Source organism: Polaribacter atrinae (assembly GCF_038023995.1).
GTDB classification, from domain to species: Bacteria; Bacteroidota; Bacteroidia; order Flavobacteriales; family Flavobacteriaceae; genus Polaribacter; species Polaribacter atrinae.
This window is the reverse complement of record NZ_CP150660.1, coordinates 3,314,253-3,339,196: the sequence shown is the minus strand read 5'-3', so window position 1 is coordinate 3,339,196 and position 24,944 is coordinate 3,314,253. Positions and strand designations below refer to the sequence as shown.

Annotated in this window: 19 protein-coding genes; 6 read left to right on the top strand and 13 right to left on the bottom strand. The window is 31.1% G+C overall.

The features are described from left to right. Positions 1–17 precede the first annotated feature (17 nt). Genes WG945_RS14525 through WG945_RS14505 form a run of 5 tightly spaced genes read left to right on the top strand, consistent with a single transcriptional unit; the run spans position 18 to position 5,020 of the window. On the top strand, positions 18–734 hold the full coding sequence (locus WG945_RS14525) for a tetratricopeptide repeat protein (RefSeq protein ID WP_068451327.1): 717 nt from the start codon (positions 18–20) through the stop codon (positions 732–734). After that, positions 724–1,536: a hypothetical protein gene (locus WG945_RS14520; RefSeq protein WP_068451325.1), complete on the top strand. Its 813-nt coding sequence runs from the start codon at positions 724–726 to the stop codon at positions 1,534–1,536. The genes WG945_RS14525 and WG945_RS14520 overlap by 11 nt, the downstream gene beginning before the upstream one ends. Positions 1,537–1,585: 49 nt before the next feature. Next, complete coding sequence (locus tag WG945_RS14515) at positions 1,586–3,019, top strand: M20/M25/M40 family metallo-hydrolase (RefSeq protein ID WP_068451323.1); 1,434 nt, start codon at positions 1,586–1,588, stop codon at positions 3,017–3,019. Positions 3,020–3,023: 4 nt separating this feature from the next. Continuing rightward, a complete protein-coding gene (locus tag WG945_RS14510; RefSeq protein WP_068451319.1) occupies positions 3,024–3,386 on the top strand; it encodes a DoxX family protein in 363 nt (120 codons plus the stop codon). A gap of 17 nt (positions 3,387–3,403) precedes the next feature. Next, entirely contained in the window at positions 3,404–5,020 is a 1,617-nt protein-coding gene (locus WG945_RS14505) for an amidohydrolase (RefSeq protein WP_068451316.1), read from the top strand. A 49-nt stretch (positions 5,021–5,069) separates the two neighbouring features. Here the strand turns inward: WG945_RS14505 and WG945_RS14500 are convergent, their stop codons facing one another. After that, on the bottom strand, positions 5,070–7,286 hold the full coding sequence (locus tag WG945_RS14500; protein WP_068451314.1) for an FUSC family protein: 2,217 nt from the start codon (positions 7,284–7,286) through the stop codon (positions 5,070–5,072). Between the two features lie 267 nt (positions 7,287–7,553). Then, a complete protein-coding gene (locus WG945_RS14495; RefSeq protein WP_082864284.1) occupies positions 7,554–7,787 on the bottom strand; it encodes a CDGSH iron-sulfur domain-containing protein in 234 nt (77 codons plus the stop codon). A 115-nt stretch (positions 7,788–7,902) separates the two neighbouring features. Here WG945_RS14495 and WG945_RS14490 point away from each other — a divergent pair, with 115 nt between their 5' ends. Further along, a complete protein-coding gene (locus WG945_RS14490) occupies positions 7,903–8,739 on the top strand; it encodes an FKBP-type peptidyl-prolyl cis-trans isomerase (protein ID WP_068451308.1) in 837 nt (278 codons plus the stop codon). A 75-nt stretch (positions 8,740–8,814) separates the two neighbouring features. Here WG945_RS14490 and WG945_RS14485 read toward each other — a convergent pair whose 3' ends face one another. The 11 genes from WG945_RS14485 to WG945_RS14435 form a co-directional block, all read right to left on the bottom strand. Further along, positions 8,815–11,982: a S41 family peptidase gene (locus WG945_RS14485; protein ID WP_068451292.1), complete on the bottom strand. Its 3,168-nt coding sequence runs from the start codon at positions 11,980–11,982 to the stop codon at positions 8,815–8,817. Positions 11,983–12,069: 87 nt separating this feature from the next. Continuing rightward, positions 12,070–12,834 (bottom strand): tryptophan synthase subunit alpha, encoded by a 765-nt coding sequence (gene trpA, locus WG945_RS14480; RefSeq protein WP_068451289.1) that lies wholly within the window; start codon positions 12,832–12,834, stop codon positions 12,070–12,072. Beyond that, entirely contained in the window at positions 12,831–13,622 is a 792-nt protein-coding gene (locus WG945_RS14475; protein WP_068451286.1) for a DUF3050 domain-containing protein, read from the bottom strand. The genes trpA and WG945_RS14475 overlap by 4 nt, the downstream gene beginning before the upstream one ends. Beyond that, positions 13,622–14,806 carry a tryptophan synthase subunit beta gene (gene trpB / locus WG945_RS14470; RefSeq protein ID WP_068451284.1) on the bottom strand — a complete coding sequence of 395 codons (1,185 nt, stop codon included), beginning with the start codon at positions 14,804–14,806 and terminating at the stop codon, positions 13,622–13,624. Before trpB ends, WG945_RS14475 begins: the two co-directional genes overlap by 1 nt. 57 nt (positions 14,807–14,863) lie before the next feature. Then, positions 14,864–15,571: a phosphoribosylanthranilate isomerase gene (locus WG945_RS14465; protein WP_068451282.1), complete on the bottom strand. Its 708-nt coding sequence runs from the start codon at positions 15,569–15,571 to the stop codon at positions 14,864–14,866. A 107-nt stretch (positions 15,572–15,678) separates the two neighbouring features. Further along, complete coding sequence (gene trpC / locus WG945_RS14460) at positions 15,679–16,467, bottom strand: indole-3-glycerol phosphate synthase TrpC (protein WP_068451279.1); 789 nt, start codon at positions 16,465–16,467, stop codon at positions 15,679–15,681. Positions 16,468–16,663: 196 nt separating this feature from the next. Next, positions 16,664–17,653 (bottom strand): anthranilate phosphoribosyltransferase, encoded by a 990-nt coding sequence (trpD, locus tag WG945_RS14455; protein ID WP_068451276.1) that lies wholly within the window; start codon positions 17,651–17,653, stop codon positions 16,664–16,666. A 91-nt stretch (positions 17,654–17,744) separates the two neighbouring features. Further along, on the bottom strand, positions 17,745–18,323 hold the full coding sequence (locus tag WG945_RS14450) for an anthranilate synthase component II (protein WP_068451306.1): 579 nt from the start codon (positions 18,321–18,323) through the stop codon (positions 17,745–17,747). A gap of 209 nt (positions 18,324–18,532) precedes the next feature. Further along, the gene (locus WG945_RS14445; protein WP_068451273.1) at positions 18,533–19,924 is read right to left on the bottom strand and encodes an anthranilate synthase component I family protein; all 1,392 of its coding nucleotides are present in this window, start codon (positions 19,922–19,924) and stop codon (positions 18,533–18,535) included. Between the two features lie 283 nt (positions 19,925–20,207). Continuing rightward, positions 20,208–23,543, bottom strand: a complete 3,336-nt coding sequence (gene gatB/aspS, locus WG945_RS14440) for a bifunctional amidotransferase subunit GatB/aspartate--tRNA ligase AspS (RefSeq protein WP_068451270.1) — start codon at positions 23,541–23,543, stop codon at positions 20,208–20,210. Further along, positions 23,543–24,943: an amidase family protein gene (locus WG945_RS14435; protein WP_068451267.1), complete on the bottom strand. Its 1,401-nt coding sequence runs from the start codon at positions 24,941–24,943 to the stop codon at positions 23,543–23,545. Before WG945_RS14435 ends, gatB/aspS begins: the two co-directional genes overlap by 1 nt. Between the last annotated feature and the right edge of the window lies 1 nt (position 24,944).

Here is a 24,944-nt window from a genome sequence, read left to right as displayed (position 1 = left end):
TGTATTAAATTTACTTTATGCTGTACTACTTTATTATTGCTTTTCAAGTTTTTTGTGTGTATCATGCTTACAAGAATAAGAACAATTTTTACTGGTATTTTATCATCTTTTTTATTCCGTTATTGGGGTGTATTATTTACCTTTTAACACAGGTAATCAGTAAAGGAGACGTTACTCATATTACAGAAGAAATAACGACTATAATTAATCCTACAAAAAAGATTAAAGAATTAGAAACAGCCTTACAATTTTCTAACACATTTCAAAATAAAATTAATTTAGCCGATGCGTATGCACAAAACAAAGAGTATCACAAGGCAATTGAACACTATGAAAATGCGTTAGAAAGTAATTTTAAAGACGCCCCACACACCATAAACAAACTAATTATTTGTTATTATAACATTCAGAATTATGATAAGGTTGTTGCGTATGCTCCAAAAATAAACCTTCAAAAAAACTTTAAAGAAACCATCTTTTTTTATGGATTGGCATTAGAGCAAAAAGGCAAAATAGAATTGGCAGAAAATCAATTAAGAAAAATTGATGTCCGTTATTCTCATTATAGCGAAAGACTAGAACTCTCTAAGTTCTTAATTAGAAACAACAAAATAGCAGCAGCAAAAGAAGTTTTAACGGAAGTTATTACAGAAATAAATGCCATGACTAACGTAAATGCCAAAAAACATCGAAGCATACTTTCTGAGGCTAGTAAAATTATAAATGAGCATTAACTATTTAAGTAAAAGAATCCTACATTTATTAATTTTTACATTTTTAACTGTAATAACTCAAATTGGTGGCATATTATATGCAATTACATTTTTGTTAATTTCTAATAAAATATCAAAATATAAATTTAAGAGGATATTATTTTTTACCACTGTATATTTAATAACATCTTTTTTAATCGTTCCAAAAGTTGCACCCTTTTTTGGACGTGTTAAAATTGAGGATACTAAAAACTTGGCAGCACATAATTTTATAACAAAACTCTTTAACAGAAACTACGTAACGCCTAAAATGCATAAAGTATTAACAGCTGTTTCTTTAAAGTTTAATACCAAATCTCCTTCTTTAAAAGTTATTTATTTAGATGCAAATTTTCCTTTTTTTGATGGTTTTCCATTACTTCCACATTTAAGTCATAATGATGGTAAAAAGATTGATATTTCTTTTATATATCAAACTGAAAAAGGTGTAAAAACAAATTTAAAACCATCTAACAGTGGTTATGGAGTCTTTGTTTCACCTAAAAAGAATGAAACCAATCAAACCCAAATTTGCAAAGAAAAAGGATTTTGGCAGTATGATTTTACCAAATACTTTACTTTAGGTAGCTTTAATTCAAATTTAAAATTATCAGAAAAAGCTACTAAAAATCTTATTATACAGCTCTTAAAAGAGAAATCTGTTAGCAAAATTTTTATAGAACCTCATCTTAAAAACAGGTTAAACATCAGTAATTCTAAGGTTCGGTTTCATGGTTGTGGAGCAGTTAGACATGATGATCATATTCATTTACAAATTAAATAAATAGTCATTTCATTTTTGTAGCTTTATAAAATTAAATAATCTACCAAATATGAAAAAATTACTACTCTTATTTTTATCATCAATCTTACTAATTTCTTGCAATCAAAAACAAGAAAAAATAATAGACAACACTCAATTTTCTGCAGAAGAAAAAATTGATTCCACAAATATAAAAACACTATTCAACACTGCATTAACAGAAGGTAAGTCTTATGAGTGGTTACGAGATTTAACTCAAAATATTGGTGGCAGGTTATCAGGTTCTCCAGAAGCTGAAAAAGCCGTGATTTGGGGAGAAAAACTAATGAAAGAAGTTGGGTTAGATTCGGTTTGGTTACAACCTGTTATGGTACCACATTGGGTTAGAGGAGAAAAAGAAGTTGCTACTTACACAATAAATGACATACAAAAAGACGTACCAATCTGTGCATTAGGTTTTTCTATTGCAACCCCAAAAACTGGTATTTTAGCGGAAGTTATAGAAGTAAAAAGCTTAAAAGAGGCAGAAGAAATAGGCGAGAAATTACGCGGTAAAATTATTTTCTTCAATGGTGCTTTTGACAACACCATAATAAACACCTTTCAAGCATACGGAGGTTGTGCTGGACAACGTTATGCTGGGGCAATGGTTTGTGGTAAATTTGGAGCAAAAGCAGTTATTGTACGATCAATGACCAATTCTATTGATGACTATCCACATACTGGAACCATGAGTTATGGAGATTTACCAAAAGAACAATACATACCAACAGCTGCAATTAGCTCTAGAGCCGCAGAAATTTTAAGTACTGATTTAAAGAAAGACCCCACCTTAAAATTCTACTTTAAACAAAATTGTGAAACCTTAGCGGATGCACCTTCTTTTAACGTTGTAGGCGAAATAAAAGGGGCTAAAACTCCAGAAAACATTATGGTTGTTGGAGGTCATTTAGATTCTTGGGATTTAGGTGAAGGTGCTCATGATGATGGTGCAGGTATTGTACAGTCTTTAGAAGTTGCTTATTTATTTAAAAAGAATAACATAAAACTTAAAAACACCTTACGAGTTGTCTTTTTTATGAATGAAGAAAATGGAATTAGAGGTGCATTAAAATATGCAGAATTAGCAAAACTAAATAAAGAAAAACATATTGCTGGTTTAGAGTCTGATGAAGGTGGTCATACCCCAAGAGGTTTTTCTATAGATGCAAATACGGTAAACACAAAACTTTTACAAAGCTGGAAAAAATTACTAACTCCTTACGGTTTACACGATTTAGATAAAGGAAGTTCTGGCGCAGATATCAGTCCACTTAAAGCAGAAAATGTCACTTTAGTTGGCTACAAACCAGATTCTCAGCGTTATTTTGATTATCATCATTCTAGCACAGATACTTTTGACAAAGTAAACAAACGTGAGTTAGAGTTAGGTAGCGCCTCTATGGCAAGCATAATTTATTTAATGGATAAATATTTATATAACAATACTCCGGTAAAACCTTAATTTTATGGATGTATTTATACTTGTTTTAAAAATAATTTTTGGTGTGTTTTTCTGCTTTGCAGGAATTATGCACGTTATAAAACCTAATATTTTTAAACACTTTATCCCTAATTTTTTACCAAAAAAATTGGTTAATTATTTAGCTGGAATTATTGAATTCTTCTTGGGATTGGGATTATTTTTTCCATCTACAGTAAAGAATGCTGCCATTGGTATTTTTATTTTGATGATTCTTTTTCTTCCAATCCATATTTGGGACCTTACAAAAGAAAGACCTGCAATTGGTTCTAAAAAAATAGCCATTATTAGAATTCCTTTGCAATTTTTATTGATGTATTTATCATACCTCATTTACCTCAAATCATAAACTTAGAACCACCAAAAATGAAACAATTGCTTATATTACTTAGTTTATCATTTGTATTTGCTTCTTGTAGTACACAACAACAAGCAGATTTAATTGTCATCAATTCTAATACATATACCGTTAACGAACAATTTGAAAAAGCAGCTGCTTTTGCCATAAAAGACGGAAAATTTATTGCTATTGGAACATCTGAAGAAATACAAGAAACATATAAATCTAAAAATATTATTGATGCAAAAAATCAAACAATTGTACCTGGTTTAATAGATGCACATTGTCATTTTTATGGAATGGGAATGCAACAACAAAAAGTAGATGTATCGGGCACTAAAAGTTACGATGAAGTGCTAAAAAAGTTAGTCGCTTTTCAGAAAGAAAAAAACTCAACTTTTATTACAGGTCGTGGTTGGGATCAAAATGATTGGGAAGAGAAAGAATTTCCAACAAAAGAAAAATTAGACAAACTTTTTCCAACAATCCCTGTTGCCATTACAAGAGTAGATGGTCATGCTTTATTGGTTAATCAGGCTGCCTTAAATTTATCAGAAATTACAAAAGATACAAAAATTTCTGGAGGAGAAATCATCTTAAAAGATGGCGAATTAACGGGTATTTTAATAGATGCTGCTATGGATTTTATTAAAATACCTAATTCATCAAAAAAAGAAACTATTAAAGGTTTATTAGACGCGCAAAAAATTTCTTTTTCTTATGGATTAACTACCGTAGATGATGCAGGAATCAACAGAAAAACAATTGAATTAATTGATAGTTTACAACAAGTTGGAAGTTTAAAAATGCGTATTTACGCAATGGTTTCTGGCGATAATCAAAAAGAAATAGACTATTACATTAACAATGGAATTGTAAAAACCGACCGATTAAATGTGCGTTCTTTTAAAGTGTATGGAGATGGTGCATTAGGCTCTAGAGGAGCTGCAATGCGTAAACCATATTCTGATAGAGAAAATCATTTTGGCGCCTTGATTTATAGCCCAGAGAGATATCAAGAAATTGCAAAACAAATTGCTGCATCTGATTTTCAAATGAATACACACGCTATTGGTGATTCTGCAAATACTTGGCTTTTAAAAACGTATAAACAAGTTTTAAAAAACGAAAAAAACAGACGATGGAGAATAGAACATGCTCAAATTATTGCTCCTAATGATTTTGAATTATTTGATAACATTCTACCTTCTGTACAACCAACACATGCAACTTCTGATATGTATTGGGCAAAAGACAGAATAGGTGAAACACGAATGAAAGGTGCATATGCTTTTAAAGATTTATTAAACAAATATGGAAAAATTGCTTTGGGTACAGATTTCCCTGTAGAACAAGTGAATCCGTTTTTAACTTTCTACGCGGCCACTATTAGAAAAGACCTCAACAATTATCCTGAAAATGGTTTTCAGATGGAAAATGCTTTAAGCAGAGAAGAAACCTTAAAAGGAATGACTATTTGGGCAGCTTATTCTAATTTTGAAGAAGATGAAAAAGGCTCTATTGAAGTTGGTAAATTTGCAGATTTTGTAATTTTAAATCAAGATATTATGAAAGTTGAGGGAAATAAAATACCGAATACAAAAGCTGTTTCTACTTTCTTAAATGGCGAGAAAGTTTATTAAATATTACAAATAAAAACACTTTACAGTCTATATGAAGTTTGATAAAAAACTAAATTTTCTTGATGTTTTTTATCAAACTTTCAGACAAGCTTAACAACCATCTTACTTGCTCAGACACTAATTGTGTTTCATGTAATTGAGACCTCATTTCTTTTGTAATTGGCAGTCCTTTTTCAATTTCTTTATCTCTTTTGTTTGATAAAATTTGAAAATAATCATCATAATGTTTTGTAGCAATAGCTAACTCTTCACTTTCTAAACAAATTGTAGATTCTGTATTATTTAAAAGTTCCATCGCCTTGTCTAAATTAGATAAGATATGCTTGATATAAACTTCAAATTGTTTTGGCACTTTACCTGTTTCATTTGTTCTTATATACATCCCTAAAGAAGAAAGTGAGGATAAATAAGTATTAATAACGGTTACAAGCTCGTAAAATATTGCTATATTCTCTTGCCTAGATTTAGGCTCCTGAACCAATCTTTGGTATGCAGCATTTAAGTTTCCTACTTGTAAAAACGCTTCTTTTCTAGCCAACGCATAAACTGTAGGTACTTCTCCTTTTTGGTGATACAAAACATCAATCTGTTTTAAAAAATCAGAAAAACCTTCAATAGATTTTGATAAAAATTCTTTGATATTTTTAGCTTCCCAAGCAGGCCAGAAAAAGTAATTTGCAACATACGCTAACAAAGAACCAATTAACGTATCCGCAACTCTAAACTTTATAACTGTTAAGATATTTGGATGGATTAATGCATACATAAAAATCACATAAAGTGTAATAAAAGCTGCCGCATTTCTATAATTCTCTTTCACCAAAGAAAAACCAATTATTAAAGACAATGCAGCTATTAAACCATAAATAACTGGGTTTTGTGTTAAAAAAATGATTCCGACGCCTACAGCAGCTCCGATTAATGTACCTACTACCCTGCTCTTTGTTCTTTGTTTAGTTAAGCCATAACCAGGTCGCATAATAACAACTATCGTTAACAAAATCCAATAAGATTGTTGCATTTCTATCACAAAACCAATTGCAAAACCAATGAGCATGGTAAGCGTTAATCTTAAAGAATGTCTAAAAATAGGTGACTTAAATGTAAAATTTGCTTTCAGTTTTTTAACATCATAATCTTGAGTAGTTAAAAACTGTTCTGCATCTTTAATGGCTCTAATTTTATCGTTTTTAGAATAGTTGTCTAGTATTCTAACAATATCCATTAAATTACTAATCTGTTTTTCTTGATATGCTTTATAATTCAATAAAAAGATAACCCCTTCTCTAGATTCTGGTAAGCCAACATCAACCTTATAAATTTGAATATGATTATCTATTTTTTTAAGTAAAACCTTAAAATTGTTTTCATAAGTTAGCTTTTCTTCCTTTAAAATAACTTTTGAAATGTGATTTAGTTTTTCTGAAACTTCAAAAATTAAAAGCTTAAATTCATCTACTTTCTCATGATGTTCTTTAAATAGATTATCAAACTTTTCATAGTCTATTGCATTTGAAATAGCGAGCTCATAAATTTCAATAATTTTAGAAAAAATTAACTGCTGACGCCTTGTTCTATTGCTAAACCCTGAACTGAATCTTTTTTCTAAAACAACTTCACGTATATTCTCTTGAAGCTCATTAATGGCTGTTTGAAGTTTAAAATTTTCTTCTAAAAGAAGTGTTCTATCATTTACTTCCGCTAACAGTTTTCCCCTAATTTTTATAAACTCTGCTGTTTTTTCCAATAATTCAACAAACAAAAAGTCTGCTTGAACTTTAGGCAACAACAATTGTGTTGAAATTGCTAAAATTAAATACCAAATACCACCTAACACAATAAATAACGAATGCTCTAAAATAGAAATCTCTGTGCTATGGTGTCCGAAAGCTAAAACCAATGCAATTAAACCTGATAAGGAAATTAAAGAAGCTCTAAAACCAAATACAGATATGTAAGAAACTAAAAAAACTAAAACGATTAATAAAGGAACTAAAACAGGAAGATAATCATTAAAACAACCTATTAATAACGTGATAGAAAAGGCTAAAATTATAGATGCCAACATTCCATAAAACTTATGTTTCACACTACCAGAAACATCTGATGGAGCACATAAAATAGCACCTAAAGCAATACTAAACCCTACATCAAAACTATCGAAAAAATAAACTGAGACTAACACAGCAATTACCATGGCTAAAGCAACTAAAAATGCTTTAATAAAATAAATGCTCTTAAAATATCTAATTAAATTCTTAATCATATATCAAATTAATATTCAAATTTAAGAAGATTTTTATCCAAGTCTATTAATTAAAGATAATTAAACGCTAAAATAGTAATGATCTCATTGCAAAAGGTCGTTTCATTTTAATAATGAAGAAAAAAAGACATTACCAAACTAAAAAGTTTCTAAAATCTAAATAAAAAAACAAGAAAGCAAAAATACCTATAGACTCAATAGGTTTACCTTCGAAATAGAAGTATCAAATAATTGTCATTCCTAATTATATTAAGAATGACATTATTATTATTTATGAGAACCGTCGCAAAAAGGCCCATTGTTGGTTAGTTTACATGCACACAAATTTCTTGTCTCTGTTTTTTCTGCAGTAAAAACATTCGGACTCATGCCTGTTCCTCTGTGTTTACCATCGCATAAAGGTTGCTTTTCAGACAAACCACAAGTACACCAAGCATAGTTTTTTCCTTCTTCTAATTCAACTGCTAGCGATCTATTTCCAGCTCTTTTTGGTAATTCCATATTTATTTTTGTTTTGAGTTAATAATATAACAAAATTTTATGAATAGTTTATAAAATTTTAATTTATGATGATTTGTAATTATTTTACATTTGCGTGAAATTTTAAAATCATAAAATGAAATCCTACTTAACACTTTTTTTATCAATAATTCTTTTTACTTCTTGTCTTAAAGATGATGTTAGTTGTACCCCACAAACAGAAGATGATATTATTGAATACATTGAGAGCAAAGAATTAGCTACAACAGAATCTGACTCTGGCTTACATTATATTATAGAAAATGAAGGTACTGGGAAAGCTGCAACTGAAAACTCTGTTGTAGATATTAAATATAAAGCATATCTTTTAGATGGAACTGATAATGGAGAAAGTGAGTCTTCAATACTTAACTTAGAAACACTTATTCCTGGATTAAGCGAAGGAATTCAACTATTAAAAGAAGGTGGTAAAGCAACATTAATCATCCCTTCTGAATTGGCCTTTGGAGAAGCAGGAAACTCTTCTGGTTCTATTCCTTGTGGAACCGTTTTAATTTTTGAAATAGAACTTATTGCTGTTCATGATGATTATGACGCTCAAAATGAAGCTGCTATCTTAAAATATATTGATGATAATAATTTAGAAGCTACAAAAACAGAATCTGGTTTGTATTATGTTGTAAATAATGAAGGTACAGGAGAAATACCAACAAGTAATTCTAGTGTAACAGTTGCTTATAAAGGTTATTTTTTAAACGGAACTGTTTTTGATGAAAGTACTGTCTCTGGAGCAACGTTTGGATTAAACCAAGTAATTGCTGGTTGGACAGAAGGTTTACAACTTTTTAAAGAAGGTGGAGATGGTGTACTATTAATCCCTTATTCATTGGGTTATGGAGAGTACGGACAAGGTACAATACCTGGGTATAGTATATTAGCTTTTGATGTGAAATTAATTAGCGTTAATGACTAAATTCAATTTTTAAAGATAAAAAAAAAGCGAAACTTAATAAGTTTCGCTTTTTTTTTATCTTTAGTAATTTATCTTTTAATTTAGATCTTGCAATAACACTTCTACGGCTTTCTTTAATTGATCATCTTCTCCTCTTGCTTTCCAACCTGGTTTATTTTGTACTAAAACATCAGGTACTGCTGGTCCGTTTTCCATATTCATTCCTGATTCTTTAACATACCATGCTCTATATGGCATTCTAATAGAACCGTCTTGTAATCTTTGAGAGCCGGTAGAAATTACTGCTCCAAAGGTTGGTTGCCCAACAACTTTACCTAACTTAAAACTTTTAAATGCATGCGCAAAAATTTCTGCGTTAGAATAACTGCTTTCGTTAGTTAAAGCAACTAAAGGCTTTGTATTTACAGCCAACAAAGCTCTTTCATTAAAAGGATAATTTCCTGCAAACTTCTTATTATCTATTTGTAAATTATCTGTAGCTCCTCTTGGTACTGTGTAAGAATGTTGTTGCACAGTTAAAACGGCCATTAAACGGTCTGTAGTCCAACCACCACCATTATTTCTAACATCAATTACAATACCTTTTTTACCGTAACCACTTGCTTTTAATTCTCTTTCAAAACGCTCAAAACTGGGTAAATTCATACCTTGTATATGAATGTAACCTAATTGTCCGTTAGAATATTCATCTACTAACTTTTTTCTAGAGTTTATCCACTCTTCATATCGTAAATTACTAATCGTTCTGGTAGATTCTGTTCTTACCACAATTTCTCTTTTATCAGCTAGATTTAATAAGATTTCATTTTCAGAAGTATTTTTTAGCAAACTATAAAAGTTAGTATTTTCTTTAATTTCTACTCCGTTTACAGCGGTAATAACATCTCCTTTTTGCAAAGAAACATTGTTTTTTGTTGCTGCAGAGTTTGGTAAGATAAAATTGATTTTAACACCATTTTTCACATTAGAAACATCTAAACCTAACAATCCTATTTTATCATCAGAAACCTTTTCTGGAGTTGCTCCTCTATAGCCCATATGACTTGCATTTAACTGCCCTAACATGTTATTAAACACAAAAGAATAATCTTGTTTGGCAGCCGTAGCCAAAACCATAGGTCTGTATCTTTCTACAATCTCACTCCAATTATAGCCGTGATATTTAGGGTCATAAAAACCTGCTGTTATAGCTCTAACTCCTTCTTCAAAAACTTGTTCATTTAATTTACTAAAATCTGTTGTATAAGTTGCAGAATGAGAAAAAGAAGCTACTTTATCTGTCTTTAAGTTTAATGATTTTAATTGTCCTTTAGAAGAATAATATAAATTATCCTTATGCAAACTAAATCCATTTACACTAGAAACATCTTTAACTAATTTTGCTTTACCTCCTTTTAAATCTATTTTATAATACCCATTTTGTTGTGTTGCTGGGTCTGTAGCAGAAATATACATACTTTTACTATCTGCACTAAATAATCTACCATACTCATTACCTGCCCAATTAGTTACCTGAACTAGTCGATCGTAAATTTTATCTTCATCTATTTTTACATGTACAACAGGCTTTTCTGTCTTACTTTTAGCTTCTTCTTTAGTGCTATAATAATCGCCATCTTCAAAATCTGTTTTTGTTTTTTCCCAATCAGATTTTTGTAACCAAATCATCCAAGTATCATAATTTATTCCGCCTCTATCTCCTGCTCTATTAGAAACAAAAGAAAGTTTTTTTCCATCGGGACTCCAAACTGGAGAGGAATCTGACCTAGGATGCATAGAAACGTTTATTTTTTTTGATGGATTTTCTATAGATTGTATATAAATTTCGCTATCAAAATTTAAATCATCTTGAGAATAGGCTATATATTTACTATCCGGACTCCAAGAAACGCCTTCTGCGGCTGCCCAAGAATCTGAATAACTTTTTGGGCTTACTATTTTACCATCTTTTAAGTCTGCAATTATTAATTGCCCTCTACCAACTCTATAAGAAATTTTCTTTCCGTTTGGCGATACCAATGGTTCAAAAACATCTATTTTACTTTTTGTAAGTCTCGTTATTTTTGTTTTTAAACTTCTGCTTAAATTTACTTTATCATCCGTAGAAACAACTTTATAAAGTTCATTTTGACCATCTCTATCAGATAAAAAACCTAATGTATTATCATCTATCCAAAAAGGATTATCATCTTTAAAAGGATGCTTACTAACGTTATTGCTTTTTATTTTATCCTTATTATTTTCTTTTACAAAAATTTCGCCATTAATACTTAAAGCAATTAATTTACCATTAGGAGATACTTGTACATCTTTAATTCCGTTAGATACCGTTTCTGTTTCTTGTAACTCAAATCGATTATCTGTAGCTAAATTTAAATCTATTTTAGATGTAGTTCCGTTCTCTATTTTAAAAACATCTAACCCACTGTTGTAAACAACACTTCCATTATTACTTACAGTAAAAGACAATACTCCATTCACTTTTAAATCTGTTAATTTATTTTCAGTATCACTTTTACTTCCATCTGCATTTAAAGATGTTTTGTAAATATTGTATCTACCGCTTTTAGAACCTATATAATACAGGTTGTTTTGAGCGTCCCAAAGTGGAGAATGATCATTTTTATTACTAGTAGTAATTTGAAAATATGCTTTCGTTTTTAAATTATAAACCCAAATATCTCTTTGTGCAGGACCATTATAATCTTCTCTAGAAATTCTACAAGTTCCTTTTACAAAAGCAACAAAATTACCATTTGGAGAAATTGAAGCCTGACTCCCTAAAGCAGTCATAAAACGATTTGGAGTTTCTCCGTTTTCATCAATTTTATAAATAGATGTTTCTCTTTCTGTTCCTTTATAAATTCTATTACTAGAAAATATAATTTCTCCATTAGAGTTCCATTGACTAGGAGTATCTGTTGTAGGATAATAGGTCAATTGTGTAGGAACTCCTCCACTTAAATTGGTCTTAAAAATATTTGTATTTCCTCTTCTGTTTGAGGTAAAAACTAACTGATTACTTTGAGGGTTCCAAATAGGATTACTCTCATATGCTTGATGGATTGTTAACCGCTTAGTTTGGTTGGTCATTAAATCTAAAACCCAAATATCTCCATCATAACTGAATGCCATTTTAGAGGCATCCGGACTGATAGAAGGCATTCGTATTAAAGTGTTTTGGGCAGTTAAAAGAGTTGTAGTACAGAATACTACAAACAGAAATAAAGTTTTTTTAATCATTATAGTTAGGTATTTAATGACTAAAATAAACTTTATTAAATGCTTAGCCTTTTTTAAAAGGCTCTTTAAGAAATATTTAAGAATTCCTTAACTAATTATCGGTTTTATAAAATCATTAATTTTATCAATTCCGTTTAAACCTAAATTCTTTATAAATGCAGAACCAATTATAGTTCCGTTTGCATATTTACAAGCAGTCGTAAATGTTTCTTTATCAGAAATACCAAAACCGATAATTAAATTACTCTTTAGATTCATGTTTTTAATTCTCTCAAAATAAGCTACCTGATTGTTAGAAATATCACCTTTTGCACCCGTAATAGAAGCAGAAGCCACCACATAAATAAATGCTTTAGAATAAGAATCTATTTTTCTAATTCTTTCTTCGGATGTGTGCGGAGTTATTAAAAACACATTTGTAAGTCCGTATTTTTCGAATAAATCTTTGTAATGATTTTCATATTCCACCATTGGTAAATCTGGTAAAATAACAGTTTCGATACCACAATCTACTACTTTCTGACAAAATTTATCTTCGCCATATTTAAGCATCTGATTTAAATACCCCATTAAAACTAAAGGCGTTTTATTGGCTTCTTTAATGGTCATTAATTGATCAAAAATAAGATCTAAATTAATACCATTATCTAATGCTTTCTGGCTACTATCTTGTATGGTTGGTCCATCTGCTAAAGGATCTGAATATGGCAAACCAACTTCTATAAAGTCTACACCACTTTTTTCTAATTCAGCAATTACTTTAGTCGTATCCTCTAACTTAGGATATCCACAAGTAAAATAAATCGATAATAAATTTTTCTTTTCTTGAAAGATTGTTTCTAATTTTTTCATGCTAAAACTGATTCTTTTTTACTTTTTAATTCTTCTTCAACAGCACTCCACAAATTTATTCTTACTTGCAAAGACTCTTTGGCTACTTCTAAAACTTCTTGCCATTTTTTATCATCATTCCCACATAATTCCTCAATCATTTGTAATGATAAAGGCCCATGTTCATCGCCATCTAACTCAATATGTCTTTCTAAATAATAAATAAAATTATCAAATTTCTTATTACTTTTTAAGGTAGTTTCATCTACAATTTTTATAAACATATCTGGTATAATATCCTCTCTACCAAACGTAAATGAAGCTGCTATTTTATGGCTTTCATTTGTATCAATTACCTTAAAAGTATAAGAAACAAAATCCTTTATAGCGTTATGCACTTCTAAATTATCAATAGATTTCAAAACATCTTTTCCATTGATAATTTCATTGATAAAACCTTCTATTTTAGAGCAATCTGCATTCATTTCTTGCATCGCATCTAAATACATTTCATAATGGCTTTTTAAAACACCGTCTTTATTAACATCACTTTCTTCAGCTAACGTAATTTCGTTTATAAAGCGAACTAAGTTGGTGTTTTTCTTCGGAATCCAAGGAATTGAAACCGTTGTTAAATTTATCTGTAATGCTTTTAAAAGCGACATAAAATCCCAAACAGCAAAAACATGTGCTTCCATAAAAGTTTTTATATCTTCTATAGAGTTTAACTTTTTATAAAGTTGATGGTTCTTTAAATCTTCTCTTAAAGACACCAACTCATTTTCTATATATACTATTTTAGAATTCATTAATCCTCTAAATGATTGATATACGTTTCTAAATCTTTATCTCCTCTACCCGATAAATTTACCACTACAACTTGGTCTTTTCTAAATTTAATTTTAGATAACACAGCCAAAGCATGTGCGCTTTCTAAAGCAGGAATAATTCCTTCTATTCTAGTTAATTCATAAGCGGCAGCCAAAGCTTCTTTATCTGTTGCATTCATAAATTTAGCTCTTTTACTTTCATATAAAAAGGCATGTAACGGACCAACTCCAGGATAATCTAAACCTGCTGAAATAGAATAAGGTTCAACAATTTGTCCGTATTCATCTTGCATTAAAATGGTTTTAGAACCATGAATAATTCCTACTTGTCCTAATTGAGAAGTGGCAGCACTTTCACCAGAATTAACTCCTAAACCAGAAGCTTCTACTGCTATTAATTCTACCTCTTCATCATCCATATAGTGATAAAAAGCACCAGCAGCATTAGAACCTCCACCAACACAAGCTATAATTGTATCCGGATTTTCTTTACCTGTTTTCTCTTTTAGCTGCCATTTCATTTCTTCTGAAATTACTGCTTGTAGACGAGCAACCATATCTGGATACGGATGCGGACCAACAACAGAACCAATTAAATAAAAAGTTTCAGGATGCTGAATCCAATAACGAATTGCTTCATTTGTTGCATCTTTTAATGTTCTACTTCCGCTTAAAGCAGGAATTACTTTTGCACCCAACATTTTCATACGAGCAACATTTGGAGCTTGACGCTCAATGTCTTTCTCTCCCATAAAAACAGTACACTCTAAGCCCATTAAAGCACAAACGGTAGCGGTAGCAACACCATGTTGCCCTGCTCCTGTTTCTGCAATAATTTTAGTCTTCCCTAATTTCTTAGCAACCAAAATCTGACCAATAGTATTGTTTACTTTATGTGCTCCTGTATGATTTAAATCTTCTCGTTTTAAATAAATAAAAGCGCCATATTTTTCTGACAAACGTTTTGCCAAATACAACGGACTTGGGCGACCAACGTAATCTTTTAATAACGACTTGTATTCTTCTTGAAACTCATCAGATTCTAATATTTGAATGTAATTATCTTCTAATTCTTTCACATTTGGATATAACAATTCTGGAATGAATGCGCCTCCAAATTGTCCGTAATAACCGTTTTTGTCTGGGTGAAATTTTGATTTCATATTTTATAATATTCTGTCATTGAGAGGAACGAAGCAATCTCTTAATTAATAAGCAGATTACTTCACTACGTTCGTAATGACGTTCTTTTTAAATTTTTCTAATTCTTCTATTTTCTTAACTCCTGGCTTACTTTCAAACTGACTATTTACGTCTAATGCGTAAATAGGTAAATCTGATTTCATTATTTTTTGAACTTCTTCTACATCATCTAATCCGATTCCTCCACTTAAAAAGAAAGGTATATCAAAAGGATATTTCTCTAAAACAGACCAATCGAATTTTGTTCCGTTTCCTCCTCTTTCCTTTCCTTTAGTGTCAAACAAAAAGAAATCTACAACTTCTAAATAAGGTTTTAATACATCAAAATTAAACTCGTCTTTAATTCCAAAAACCTTAATAACCTCAACTTCATTTTCAGAAATATAATGTTGATTTTTCTTCTTTTTAATTTGCTTATTTTCTTCAATAAACAACGCTCTTCTTTCTGTTAACTGATTTTTTAAATCGGTAACATATTCCACAGATTCATCTCCGTGTAACTGAATAGCTTCTAATCTATATTCTTCAACTAAAGAAATAACAATCTCGATATATTCATTTACAAAAACACCTGTTTTTTTTATCGAATTTGGAAATTCAGGAATAATTCCTTCAAAATTTCTTTTTGATTTTTCATAGAAAATAAACCCCAAATAATCAGGTTGCAAATCCGCAACTTGTTGGATATTTTCTACATATTTCATTCCGCAAACCTTTAATTTCATACTGAAAATGGTTTAATTATTTAACTGTTTATGCGTTTAATCGTTATCACTAAATCTTTTCAAACTGTTTTTTACACAATTCAACAATTACACGTTTACACTTTTTCTTAGTGTATTTGATTGATAAAATCTAAACAAGCTTCTCCCGGATTATCCGTTTTCATGAAGTTTTCTCCAATTAAAAACCCTTGAAAACCAAACTCTTTTAATCCTGTAATAATTTTGGGATCAGAAATTCCGCTTTCAGAAACTTTTAAACATGTATCCGGAATTTGACCTGCTAACTTAATAGAGTGCTCTAAATCGACTTCAAAAGTATTTAGGTTTCTGTTATTGATTCCAATAATTTTATTGTCTAAATCGTTAATTTTATCCAGGTCTTCTTGTGTATGGATTTCATATAAAACTTCTAAACCTAAATCTGTTGCTAAGTTTCCGTAGTTTTTTAATTCGGTTGCTGTTAAACAAGACGCAATTAATAAAATGACATCTGCACCAATTGCTTTTGCTTCTACAATCTGAAATCCATCAACAATAAAATCTTTTCTTAATATTGGTTTTTGTTGGTTGATGATTCTTGCTTCCATCAAATCTGCCATAGAACCTCCAAAAAAAGAAGTATCGGTTAAGATAGATTGTGCCGCTACATTTGCATCTAAATACCCATTAGTAACCTCTGCAATAGTTGCTTTGTCGTTAATGATTCCTTTAGAAGGAGATTGACGTTTAAATTCGGCAATAATTCCTGTAGAACCAACTTCTAGCAACGATTTTTTTAATGAAAAAGTTGTTCTTCCAAAACTAGGACTTTGTACTAATTTCTGAACAGGAACTTCTGCCTTTATCTTAGCTATTTCCTTCTTTTTAAATGCGATTATTTTATCTAAAATTGTCATTTCTTATATATTCTGTCATTGCGAGGTACGAAGCAATCTGTTAATTCAAATTACAAGATTCCTTCAGTCATACTTCCTTCGGAATGACGTTTTATTTATTACTATTAATTTCACTTCTGTCATTGCGAGGAACGAAGCAATCTCTTTTTATAAACAGATTATTTCTCTCGTAACCTCGTTATTAATGATGTTCTAATTATAAACTTACTAATTTTTCTAATATTTGTTTTGCTTTCAATCCAAAAAGCGAACTTTTTGCTTCTTCAAAAGCGCTATCAAAAGATTTTGTTTCATCCACAATAGTTAATGCAAAAGCAGCATTTGTTAAAACCACATTATTCTGTGCTTCTGTTCCTTTTCCTTCTAAAATAGATTTGAAAATTTTTGCTGCATCTGCAACTGAATTTCCTCCAAATATTTCTGATTGCTGAATTCTTTTCTGCCCTAAATCTTCTGGATTTATAATTTGTTCTCCGTTTTTAGTAAAGAACTTGAATCCGCTTGTTAACGATATTTCATCATAACCATCTAACGCATGAATAATACCATAATTGATATCTTCTTCTTGCAAGATATAATTATACAAACGTGCAATTTCTAAATTAAAAGTCCCTAACATATGGTTTTTAGGTGAACTTGGGTTTACCAAAGGACCTAACATATTAAAGAACGTTTTTAACGCCAATGCTTTTCTTGTAGGACTTACAGCTTTCATTGCAGGATGAAATTTTGGAGCGTGTAAAAAGCAAATGTTTGCTTTCTCTAGATGTTCTCTCAAAATGTTTTCATCATTGGTAAAGTTGTATCCAAAACTTTCTAACATATCGGAAGAACCAGACTGAGAAGACACCGAATAATTACCGTGTTTTGCCACTTTTTGTCCTGTTCCTGCAACAATAAAAGAAGTTAAGGTAGAGATATTGAATGTATCTTTTCCATCTCCACCTGTACCAACAATATCTATGGTATTATAATCTGATAAATCTACTTTTACAGCCAATTCTATTAACGCATTTCTAAAGCCAGCAAGTTCATCTGCTGTTATTGGACGCATCATAAAAACGGTCATAAATGATGCTAAATGCGCATCATTGTATTTCTCTGCAGCAATATCTTTTAAGATTTGTTTTGCTTCAGATTTAGACAATCTTTCGTGATTATATAATTTGTTTAAAATTGCTTTCATAATTCTTACTTCTCATTGCGAATCAAATGATAATTTGATGTGGCAACCTTTTAATTAAAAATGAGATTACTTCGTTTCTCTCGTAATGACATTACTTTTTTACACTATTGATAAAATTAGTAACCAACTGCTCACCAACATCTGTTAAAATAGATTCCGGGTGAAACTGAACCGCAGATATTGGAAATATTTTATGCTCAATTGCCTGAATTAATCCATCTTCATCTCTTGCAGTTACTTGTATTTCTTCTGGAAAACCTTCGTCTGTTGCTGCCCAAGAATGGTAACGTGCCGCCATAAATGTTTCTGGAACATCTTTAAAAATTGTGGCTGAAGGGTCTGAGACCCTCATCTCTGTGGCAACTCCGTGAAAAACATCGTCTAAATTGATGATTTTTCCTCCGAAAACTTCTGTAATTGCTTGTAAACCTAAACAAACTCCGAATATTGGTTTTATACCTGCGTATGTTTTAATGACTTCTTTTAAGATTCCTGCTTCATCCGGAACACCTGGTCCTGGAGATAACATAATGATATCATACGTGCCTACATCTGCAATACTGATTTCGTCATTTCTAAAAACTGCAGGAAAGTTTCCTGTAATTTTCTCTACCATATGAACTAAGTTATAGGTAAACGAATCGTAATTATCTAAAATTAATATTTTCATGTTTTTTCTAATTGTCATTGCGAAGCAAATTTTTCATTTGCTGTGGCAATCTGTTTATTAATTAAGAGATTACTTCGTCGGAAAAACTCCTCGTAATGACTTAATACTCAATTCGCGTTAAGGATTTACACCGTTCGAATATCTGCTGATATTCTTAACCTTTTTTCTTTTTCGGAAAAAAGATATAGTGGAAAGCCTGTTAAAACGCCCTAAATATTTTCTGCTAAAATTAACGCTTTCTTTAAAGCTGCTAACTTATTATTTACTTCTTGTAATTCTTTTTCTTCGTCGGAATGAATAACGATTCCTGCGCCTGCTTGCGAATATAAAACGTTGTTTTTACTAACAAAAGAACGAATGGCAATGGCCAAATTTACGGAACCATCTAAACCGATAATACCTACTGCTCCTCCATAAAAACCACGGGTTTGATTTTCGTATTTATCGATCAACTCCATTGCTTTGTACTTTGGCGCTCCACTTAAAGTTCCGGCAGGAAAAGTGTCTCCAACAATTTCTATTGGATTTCCTTTGATCTTACCTCTAACCGTAGAAACTAAGTGAATTACGTGGCTAAAATACTGCACTTCTTTAAAAACCTCTACCGTAACTTTATCGGCATGTTTGCTTAAATCGTTACGGGCTAAATCTACCAACATTACGTGTTCTGCCGTTTCCTTTTTATCTTCGGATAATTTTTTACCCAACTTAATGTCTTCTGCCATATCGCCCGTTCTTCTAAACGTACCTGCAATAGGATTGATAGTAGCTTTACCTGCAGAAATTTTAATTTGTGCCTCTGGTGAAGATCCCATTAATTTGAATGAACCGTAATCGAAATAAAATAAATATGGCGACGGATTGATAGAACGTAATGCCCTATAGACATTGAATTCGTCTCCTTTAAATTCTTGCTGAAATTGGCGTGATAATACGAGTTGAAAAACATCTCCTCTTTTACAGTGTGATTTTGCTTTTCTTACATATTCTTTAAATTCGTCTCCTGTAACATTTGAAGTTTCTTCGCCTACAATTTCGAATTTTTGGGTATTAAATGCTTGTGCATCTATAATGGTTTCTACTTCATGTATGCGAGATGCTGTACCTTCTTCTATATTTTCTATCAGTGTCATTTCATCATTAAAATGATTAATAACAATAATAAAACGGTAAAAACTATATTGCATTTCTGGAATTGCAGAAGGTGCTTTCTTGTTTGTAAACTTGATGTTTTCGAAATACTGAACAGAATCGAAGGTTGTATAACCATACAATCCGTTGTAAGATTTTAATTCGGCCGGACAATCTAACGCTATTGTGTCTTTGAAATTATCGTATAAGTCGTAAAAGTTTTTATTGATAGGTTGCTCATCTAGTTGTGTTCCTTTATGAGAAACCGTAAACTGATAATTATCTACTTTCATCGTTACAATTGGTTCTACTGCAATAAAAGAAAAACTTTCTTCTTTACTGTGATAATCTGAACCTTCTAACAACAGTGTGTTTGCGTATTTATCTCTAAAACGTAAGTACAGCCCAACTGGTGTAACTGTATCTGCCATTTTTTTTTTATGAATTGTCTTAAATTGTAATTTCTTCATTTTGATGCTGAATTAAATTCAGTATTTTTAGTTTGGATGATTAAAAAATCATCATAAAAAAAAAGGCTTATCGTGAGATAAGCCTTTTTAAATTTTATGTTACATACATATAGGTTTTTTCTCACTTATTAGATAAGAGAGTTCCACCAACCTGTATTTATTGTATTATTTTTCATTGTTTAACAAAAGTAAGATAGATTTTTAAAATAGGCAACCTTTCTTCTTAATTATTTTTTATAAATTTTCAACCTACAAGTTTTTAAAAACCTGTAGGTTAATTAAATTATTTCCTTATAATTCTAACATTCATTTCTTCTACCTTTTTATCAGATAAAATTGAAGGCGCATTAAACAATAAATCTTCTGATGAACCTGTTTTAGGAAAAGCCATTACCTCTCTAATAGAAGCTTTCTTTTCTAAAATCATCATTAATCTGTCTACTCCCCAAGCAATTCCTCCGTGAGGTGGCGCTCCATACTGAAAAGCTTTGTACATTGTACCCACACTTTTCATCATTTCTTCTTTATCATAACCCATATTTTTATAGGTTGCTTCTAAAATTTCTGATTTATGTGCACGAACAGAACCTCCACCAATCTCATAACCGTTTAAGATTAAATCGTATTGTTGCGCTATAATAGCTCCTATTTCCTCTCCTTCTCCAGTCATGTGCTTTTCTAAATCATAGATTGCTGGCATAGAAAAAGGGTTGTGTGTAAATGTCCATCTTCCTTCATCTGTTTTTTCAAACATTGGGAAATCTACAACCCACGCTGGTCTTAATTCTTTCGGATTTATCAATTTAAAAATGCGTCCCATTTCTTGACGAACCGCATCTAATGCTTTGTTTGCTGTTGCATAATCTGCTGCTGAGAAAAATACAATATCTCCAACTTTAGCATCTGTAGCTTTTATAATATTTGCTGCAATTTCTTCTCCTAAAAACTTAATAATTGGCGATTGTAAATCATTTTCATTTACAATAATATATGCCAAACCACCCAAACCATTTTGTTGTGCAATGGCAGTTAAGTTTTCAATTTGTCCTTTAGAAGCTCTTTTGTTTCCTTGCTCTGCTGCAGAAACTTTAATACATTTTACAATTCCGCCTTCTTCAATAGGTTTGCTAAAAACTTGGAATGTAGTATCTTTTACAATATCTGTAATGTCTTGCATTTGCAATCCGTAACGTAAATCTGGTCTATCACAACCATATTTATCCATTGCGTTTTTATACGTAATTACTTCAAAAGGATGTAAAACCCATTTTTTACCATAGATTTTCTTCACAATCTCATTAAACATTTTGGTGTTTAAATCGATAATTTGCTGCATACTTGCGTACGCCATTTCTATATCTAATTGTGTAAATTCTGGTTGTCTGTCTCCACGAGAATCTTCATCCCTAAAACAACGTGCTATTTGAAAATATTTTTCAAAACCACCAACCATTAACATTTGTTTAAACTGTTGTGGTGCTTGTGGAAGCGTATAAAAAGAACCTGCTTGTTTTCTTGTAGGCACAATAAATTCTCTTGCTCCTTCGTCTGTACCTGCCGTTAAAATAGGTGTTTCAATTTCTAAAAACTCTTCTTCGTCTAAGATATCACGCATTAGCTTGATTACTTTATGACGGTTTACAATTGCTTTACGAACCTCATCATTTCTATGATCTAAAAACTTATATTGAAAACGAACATTCTCGTTCGATTTCATTGCTCTTTTTATTTCAAAAGGAAGCGTTTTAGATAAGTTTAAAATATCTAAAGCAGACGTTTCTAATTCTAACTTACCCGTTCTTAAACCTGCATTATAATCATCTTCATTTCTTTGAACTACAACTCCGGTAACAGAAATTACAGATTCTGATTTTAACTTTACAAGCTCATCTAAATTAGGAAATGTCTCTTTACTTAAACGTACTTGAAAAACTTGATTGCTAGAATCGCGTAAATCAATAAAAATTAATTCACCATGATCTCTAACACTAGAAACCCAACCAGATAAAGTAACCTCATCATTAATTGAATCTTCTGATATTTGAGAAATTTTATGTGTTCTGTATTCCTCTTTTATAATAATAGGAACTTGAGGTAACGTTTCTTCTTCTATTTTTGCCTTTGGCTGATCACTAGTTGCTTTTGACTCATCAGCTACTGCTGCACTCTTAGTCGTTTTAACATCCGCAGAACAAGCATTTAATATTTCTTGACGAATTACTTTCCCTGATGCGCCTTTACCAATAATACCAATAACTTTACCAACAAGAATACCTGCTTTTCCTTGGTTTCCTGCTTTAATATCGTTTGCTGTTGCTTCGTTTTCTGCAATTACTTTTTTAACGGCATCTTTAATTTTATCTTCAGAAATAGTATTGTCTTCAAAATACTTGTTGTAATCGAAAGTTCTATCTTTTAAATACGATGTAATTCCGTTTTGCACTAAAACAGACGTTATTTTATCATCTTTAAATAATTGAAAAATCTCAGCTAATTGATCTACACTATGAATATTCTCATACTCATCTGCTCCAATATTATTTACCAATGTTTTGGCAACAAAAGAAGCATCATTTATTTTATTATTGATGGCAACAAAAACTTCTGAACGTAAAGAATCTGCTGTAAAAAACTTAGCATCTTGTGGTAAAACGCCACCTTTTATCAAAATAGATTCTACTGCAAAAGGCAAAGAACTAATATCAACATGTATACTATCTACAGCTTTCTTGATGTTTACAAAAGGTAAATCTGGCTCAGAAATAAAACGATAATCTGCTTCAAATTCCTTTTTACGCATGGTTTTAGTCTGCTTTAAATCTGCATCCCATAAAACCGTTGTTTGGTCTGGTCTAAACGCTTTATTTTCTACGTAATAACTTAATTGCTTTTCAATTTCTTCCTTTAAAGCATCTACCATAAACTTAAAAGAATTTAAGTTTTTGATTTCTGTTCTTGGGTTTAAATCATACGTGTGTTTTTTACGAAGCGATACAGAAACATCCGATTTAAACTCTCCTTTTTCAAGATTTGCTTCAGATATTTTTAAATTCTGAACAATACGCTGAATGTACTGTGCATACGTAGATGCATCTTCTATATGACGAATACAAGGATCTGTTACAATTTCTATTAACGGAACTCCCGCTTTGTTAAAATCGACTAAAGATACTTTCTTTTCGTGCATTAATTTTGCAGCATCTTCCTCTATATGAGTTTGTGTTAAACTCACTGTAAATTGCGAACCGTCATTTCTATAACAAGAAACTTGTCCATCTGGTATTACAGGATTGTGAAACTGTGTAATTTGAATGTTCTTTGGGTTATCTGGGTATTCATAATGTTTACGATCCCAAGAAATTACTTCGTTTGAGAAAGTAGATTTTACTGCCTTACCGAAATAAATAGCTTTGGTAATTGCTTCTTTATTAATAGAAGGTAAAACTCCCATTTGTCCAGTACAAACCGAACATATATTTTGGTTTGGTTGCTCTATTTCTTGATTTGCACAAGAACAGAATAACTTTGATTTTGTATTTAATCGAACGTGCGTTTCAATACCGATTACTAACTCTAAGTCGTGCTTTTTTATAAGCTCATTTAATTGTTCCAGTTCCATTATATCGTATCTTTTAAGAAGTTAGCAAACTTCAAAACAAGTTCGTCATTATTTTTTGCTGCCGTAATTTGTAATCCTGTTTCTGTTCCTTGTGGTACTGTTAACGTTGGCAATTGCCCTAAACTAAAACCAACCGTATACGCATCAGACAAATACATTGCTAAAGGATCTTTTAAACTATCGCCAATTTTTGGTGGCGAATTTGGTGTTACTGGTGATAAAATAATAGCAACCTCTTTAAAATCTTTTTCAAAATTAGCTATAATTTGATCTCTTACATTTAATCCTTTTAAGTAAATTTCATCAGAAAAACCTTGAGATAATACTTGGTTTCCACCAACAATTCTACGTTTAGATTCTTCAGAGAAATTTTCTGATCGTGTAATAGAATACGTATCTTTTAAACTATCTCCTTCTATTCTATTTCCGTAATTGGTACCATCTAATCGAGATAGATTCGATGCCGTTTCTGCCATTGCTAAAGTATAGTAGGTAGAAACTAAGGTATCAGACTCAAAGAAATCTAATTCTTTTACTTCAATTCCTTTGGCTTTTATTTTTTCTATGGTTGCTAAAAAGTCCGATTTTACTTTGGCATCAATCGCATCATTTTCGATGAAATTTTTAAAGTATCCAACAGTTTTTATGTCATCAGCATTTAAAATATTCTCTTCTGATATAGCTTCCGATTGATAGGTAGTTTGATCTTTAATATCTTGACCACTCATCACATTTAAAACAATTCTAATATCTTCTATCGATTTTGCAATTGGGCCAACACAATCTGTAGAAGATGCGTATGCCATTAATCCGAATCTAGAAATTCTTCCGTACGTTGGTTTTAATCCGTAGACATTATTATAACCTGCCGGTTGACGAACAGAACCTCCCGTATCTCCACCAATTGAAAATACCGTAAAGTCTTTGGCAACATTTACTGCAGAACCTCCACTAGAACCTCCAGAAACTAAATCTGTATTGATTGCGTTTTTAACGGCTCCGAAAATGGTGTTTTCAGAAGAAGAACCGTGTCCAAAAGAATCACAATTTTCTTTTACTAACGGTATTGCACCTGCATCAAATAATTTCTGAATAGCAGTTGCCGTATATGGCGATTTGTATTTTTTTAATAAATCTGAACTTGCCGTTGTTAAAGTTCCTTGCACCATGTACACATCTTTAATTCCGAATGGAATTCCTTCTAACAAACCAATTTCTTGTCCGTTTGCAATTTTAGCATCTACTTTAGCAGCTAATTCTAGCGCCAAGGTATCTAAAAGGGAATTGACCGTATTGTGTGTGTTCGATTTTAATAAATCTAATCTTTCTTGTACCAGTTTTGTACACGAAATTTCTTTGTTCACCAATTGCTGATGAATTTTATGTATTTGCGATTCCATA

Coding starts and splice junctions, on each gene's coding strand:
- WG945_RS14525 (WP_068451327.1), top strand. CDS start 18: ATGCTGTACTACTTTATTATTGCTTTTCAAGTTTTTTGTGTGTATCAT.
- WG945_RS14520 (WP_068451325.1), top strand. CDS start 724: ATGAGCATTAACTATTTAAGTAAAAGAATCCTACATTTATTAATTTTT.
- WG945_RS14515 (WP_068451323.1), top strand. CDS start 1,586: ATGAAAAAATTACTACTCTTATTTTTATCATCAATCTTACTAATTTCT.
- WG945_RS14510 (WP_068451319.1), top strand. CDS start 3,024: ATGGATGTATTTATACTTGTTTTAAAAATAATTTTTGGTGTGTTTTTC.
- WG945_RS14505 (WP_068451316.1), top strand. CDS start 3,404: ATGAAACAATTGCTTATATTACTTAGTTTATCATTTGTATTTGCTTCT.
- WG945_RS14500 (WP_068451314.1), bottom strand. CDS start 7,286: ATGATTAAGAATTTAATTAGATATTTTAAGAGCATTTATTTTATTAAA.
- WG945_RS14495 (WP_082864284.1), bottom strand. CDS start 7,787: ATGGAATTACCAAAAAGAGCTGGAAATAGATCGCTAGCAGTTGAATTA.
- WG945_RS14490 (WP_068451308.1), top strand. CDS start 7,903: ATGAAATCCTACTTAACACTTTTTTTATCAATAATTCTTTTTACTTCT.
- WG945_RS14485 (WP_068451292.1), bottom strand. CDS start 11,982: ATGATTAAAAAAACTTTATTTCTGTTTGTAGTATTCTGTACTACAACT.
- trpA (WP_068451289.1), bottom strand. CDS start 12,834: ATGAAAAAATTAGAAACAATCTTTCAAGAAAAGAAAAATTTATTATCG.
- WG945_RS14475 (WP_068451286.1), bottom strand. CDS start 13,622: ATGAATTCTAAAATAGTATATATAGAAAATGAGTTGGTGTCTTTAAGA.
- trpB (WP_068451284.1), bottom strand. CDS start 14,806: ATGAAATCAAAATTTCACCCAGACAAAAACGGTTATTACGGACAATTT.
- WG945_RS14465 (WP_068451282.1), bottom strand. CDS start 15,571: ATGAAATTAAAGGTTTGCGGAATGAAATATGTAGAAAATATCCAACAA.
- trpC (WP_068451279.1), bottom strand. CDS start 16,467: ATGACAATTTTAGATAAAATAATCGCATTTAAAAAGAAGGAAATAGCT.
- trpD (WP_068451276.1), bottom strand. CDS start 17,653: ATGAAAGCAATTTTAAACAAATTATATAATCACGAAAGATTGTCTAAA.
- WG945_RS14450 (WP_068451306.1), bottom strand. CDS start 18,323: ATGAAAATATTAATTTTAGATAATTACGATTCGTTTACCTATAACTTA.
- WG945_RS14445 (WP_068451273.1), bottom strand. CDS start 19,924: ATGAAGAAATTACAATTTAAGACAATTCATAAAAAAAAAATGGCAGAT.
- gatB/aspS (WP_068451270.1), bottom strand. CDS start 23,543: ATGGAACTGGAACAATTAAATGAGCTTATAAAAAAGCACGACTTAGAG.
- WG945_RS14435 (WP_068451267.1), bottom strand. CDS start 24,943: ATGGAATCGCAAATACATAAAATTCATCAGCAATTGGTGAACAAAGAA.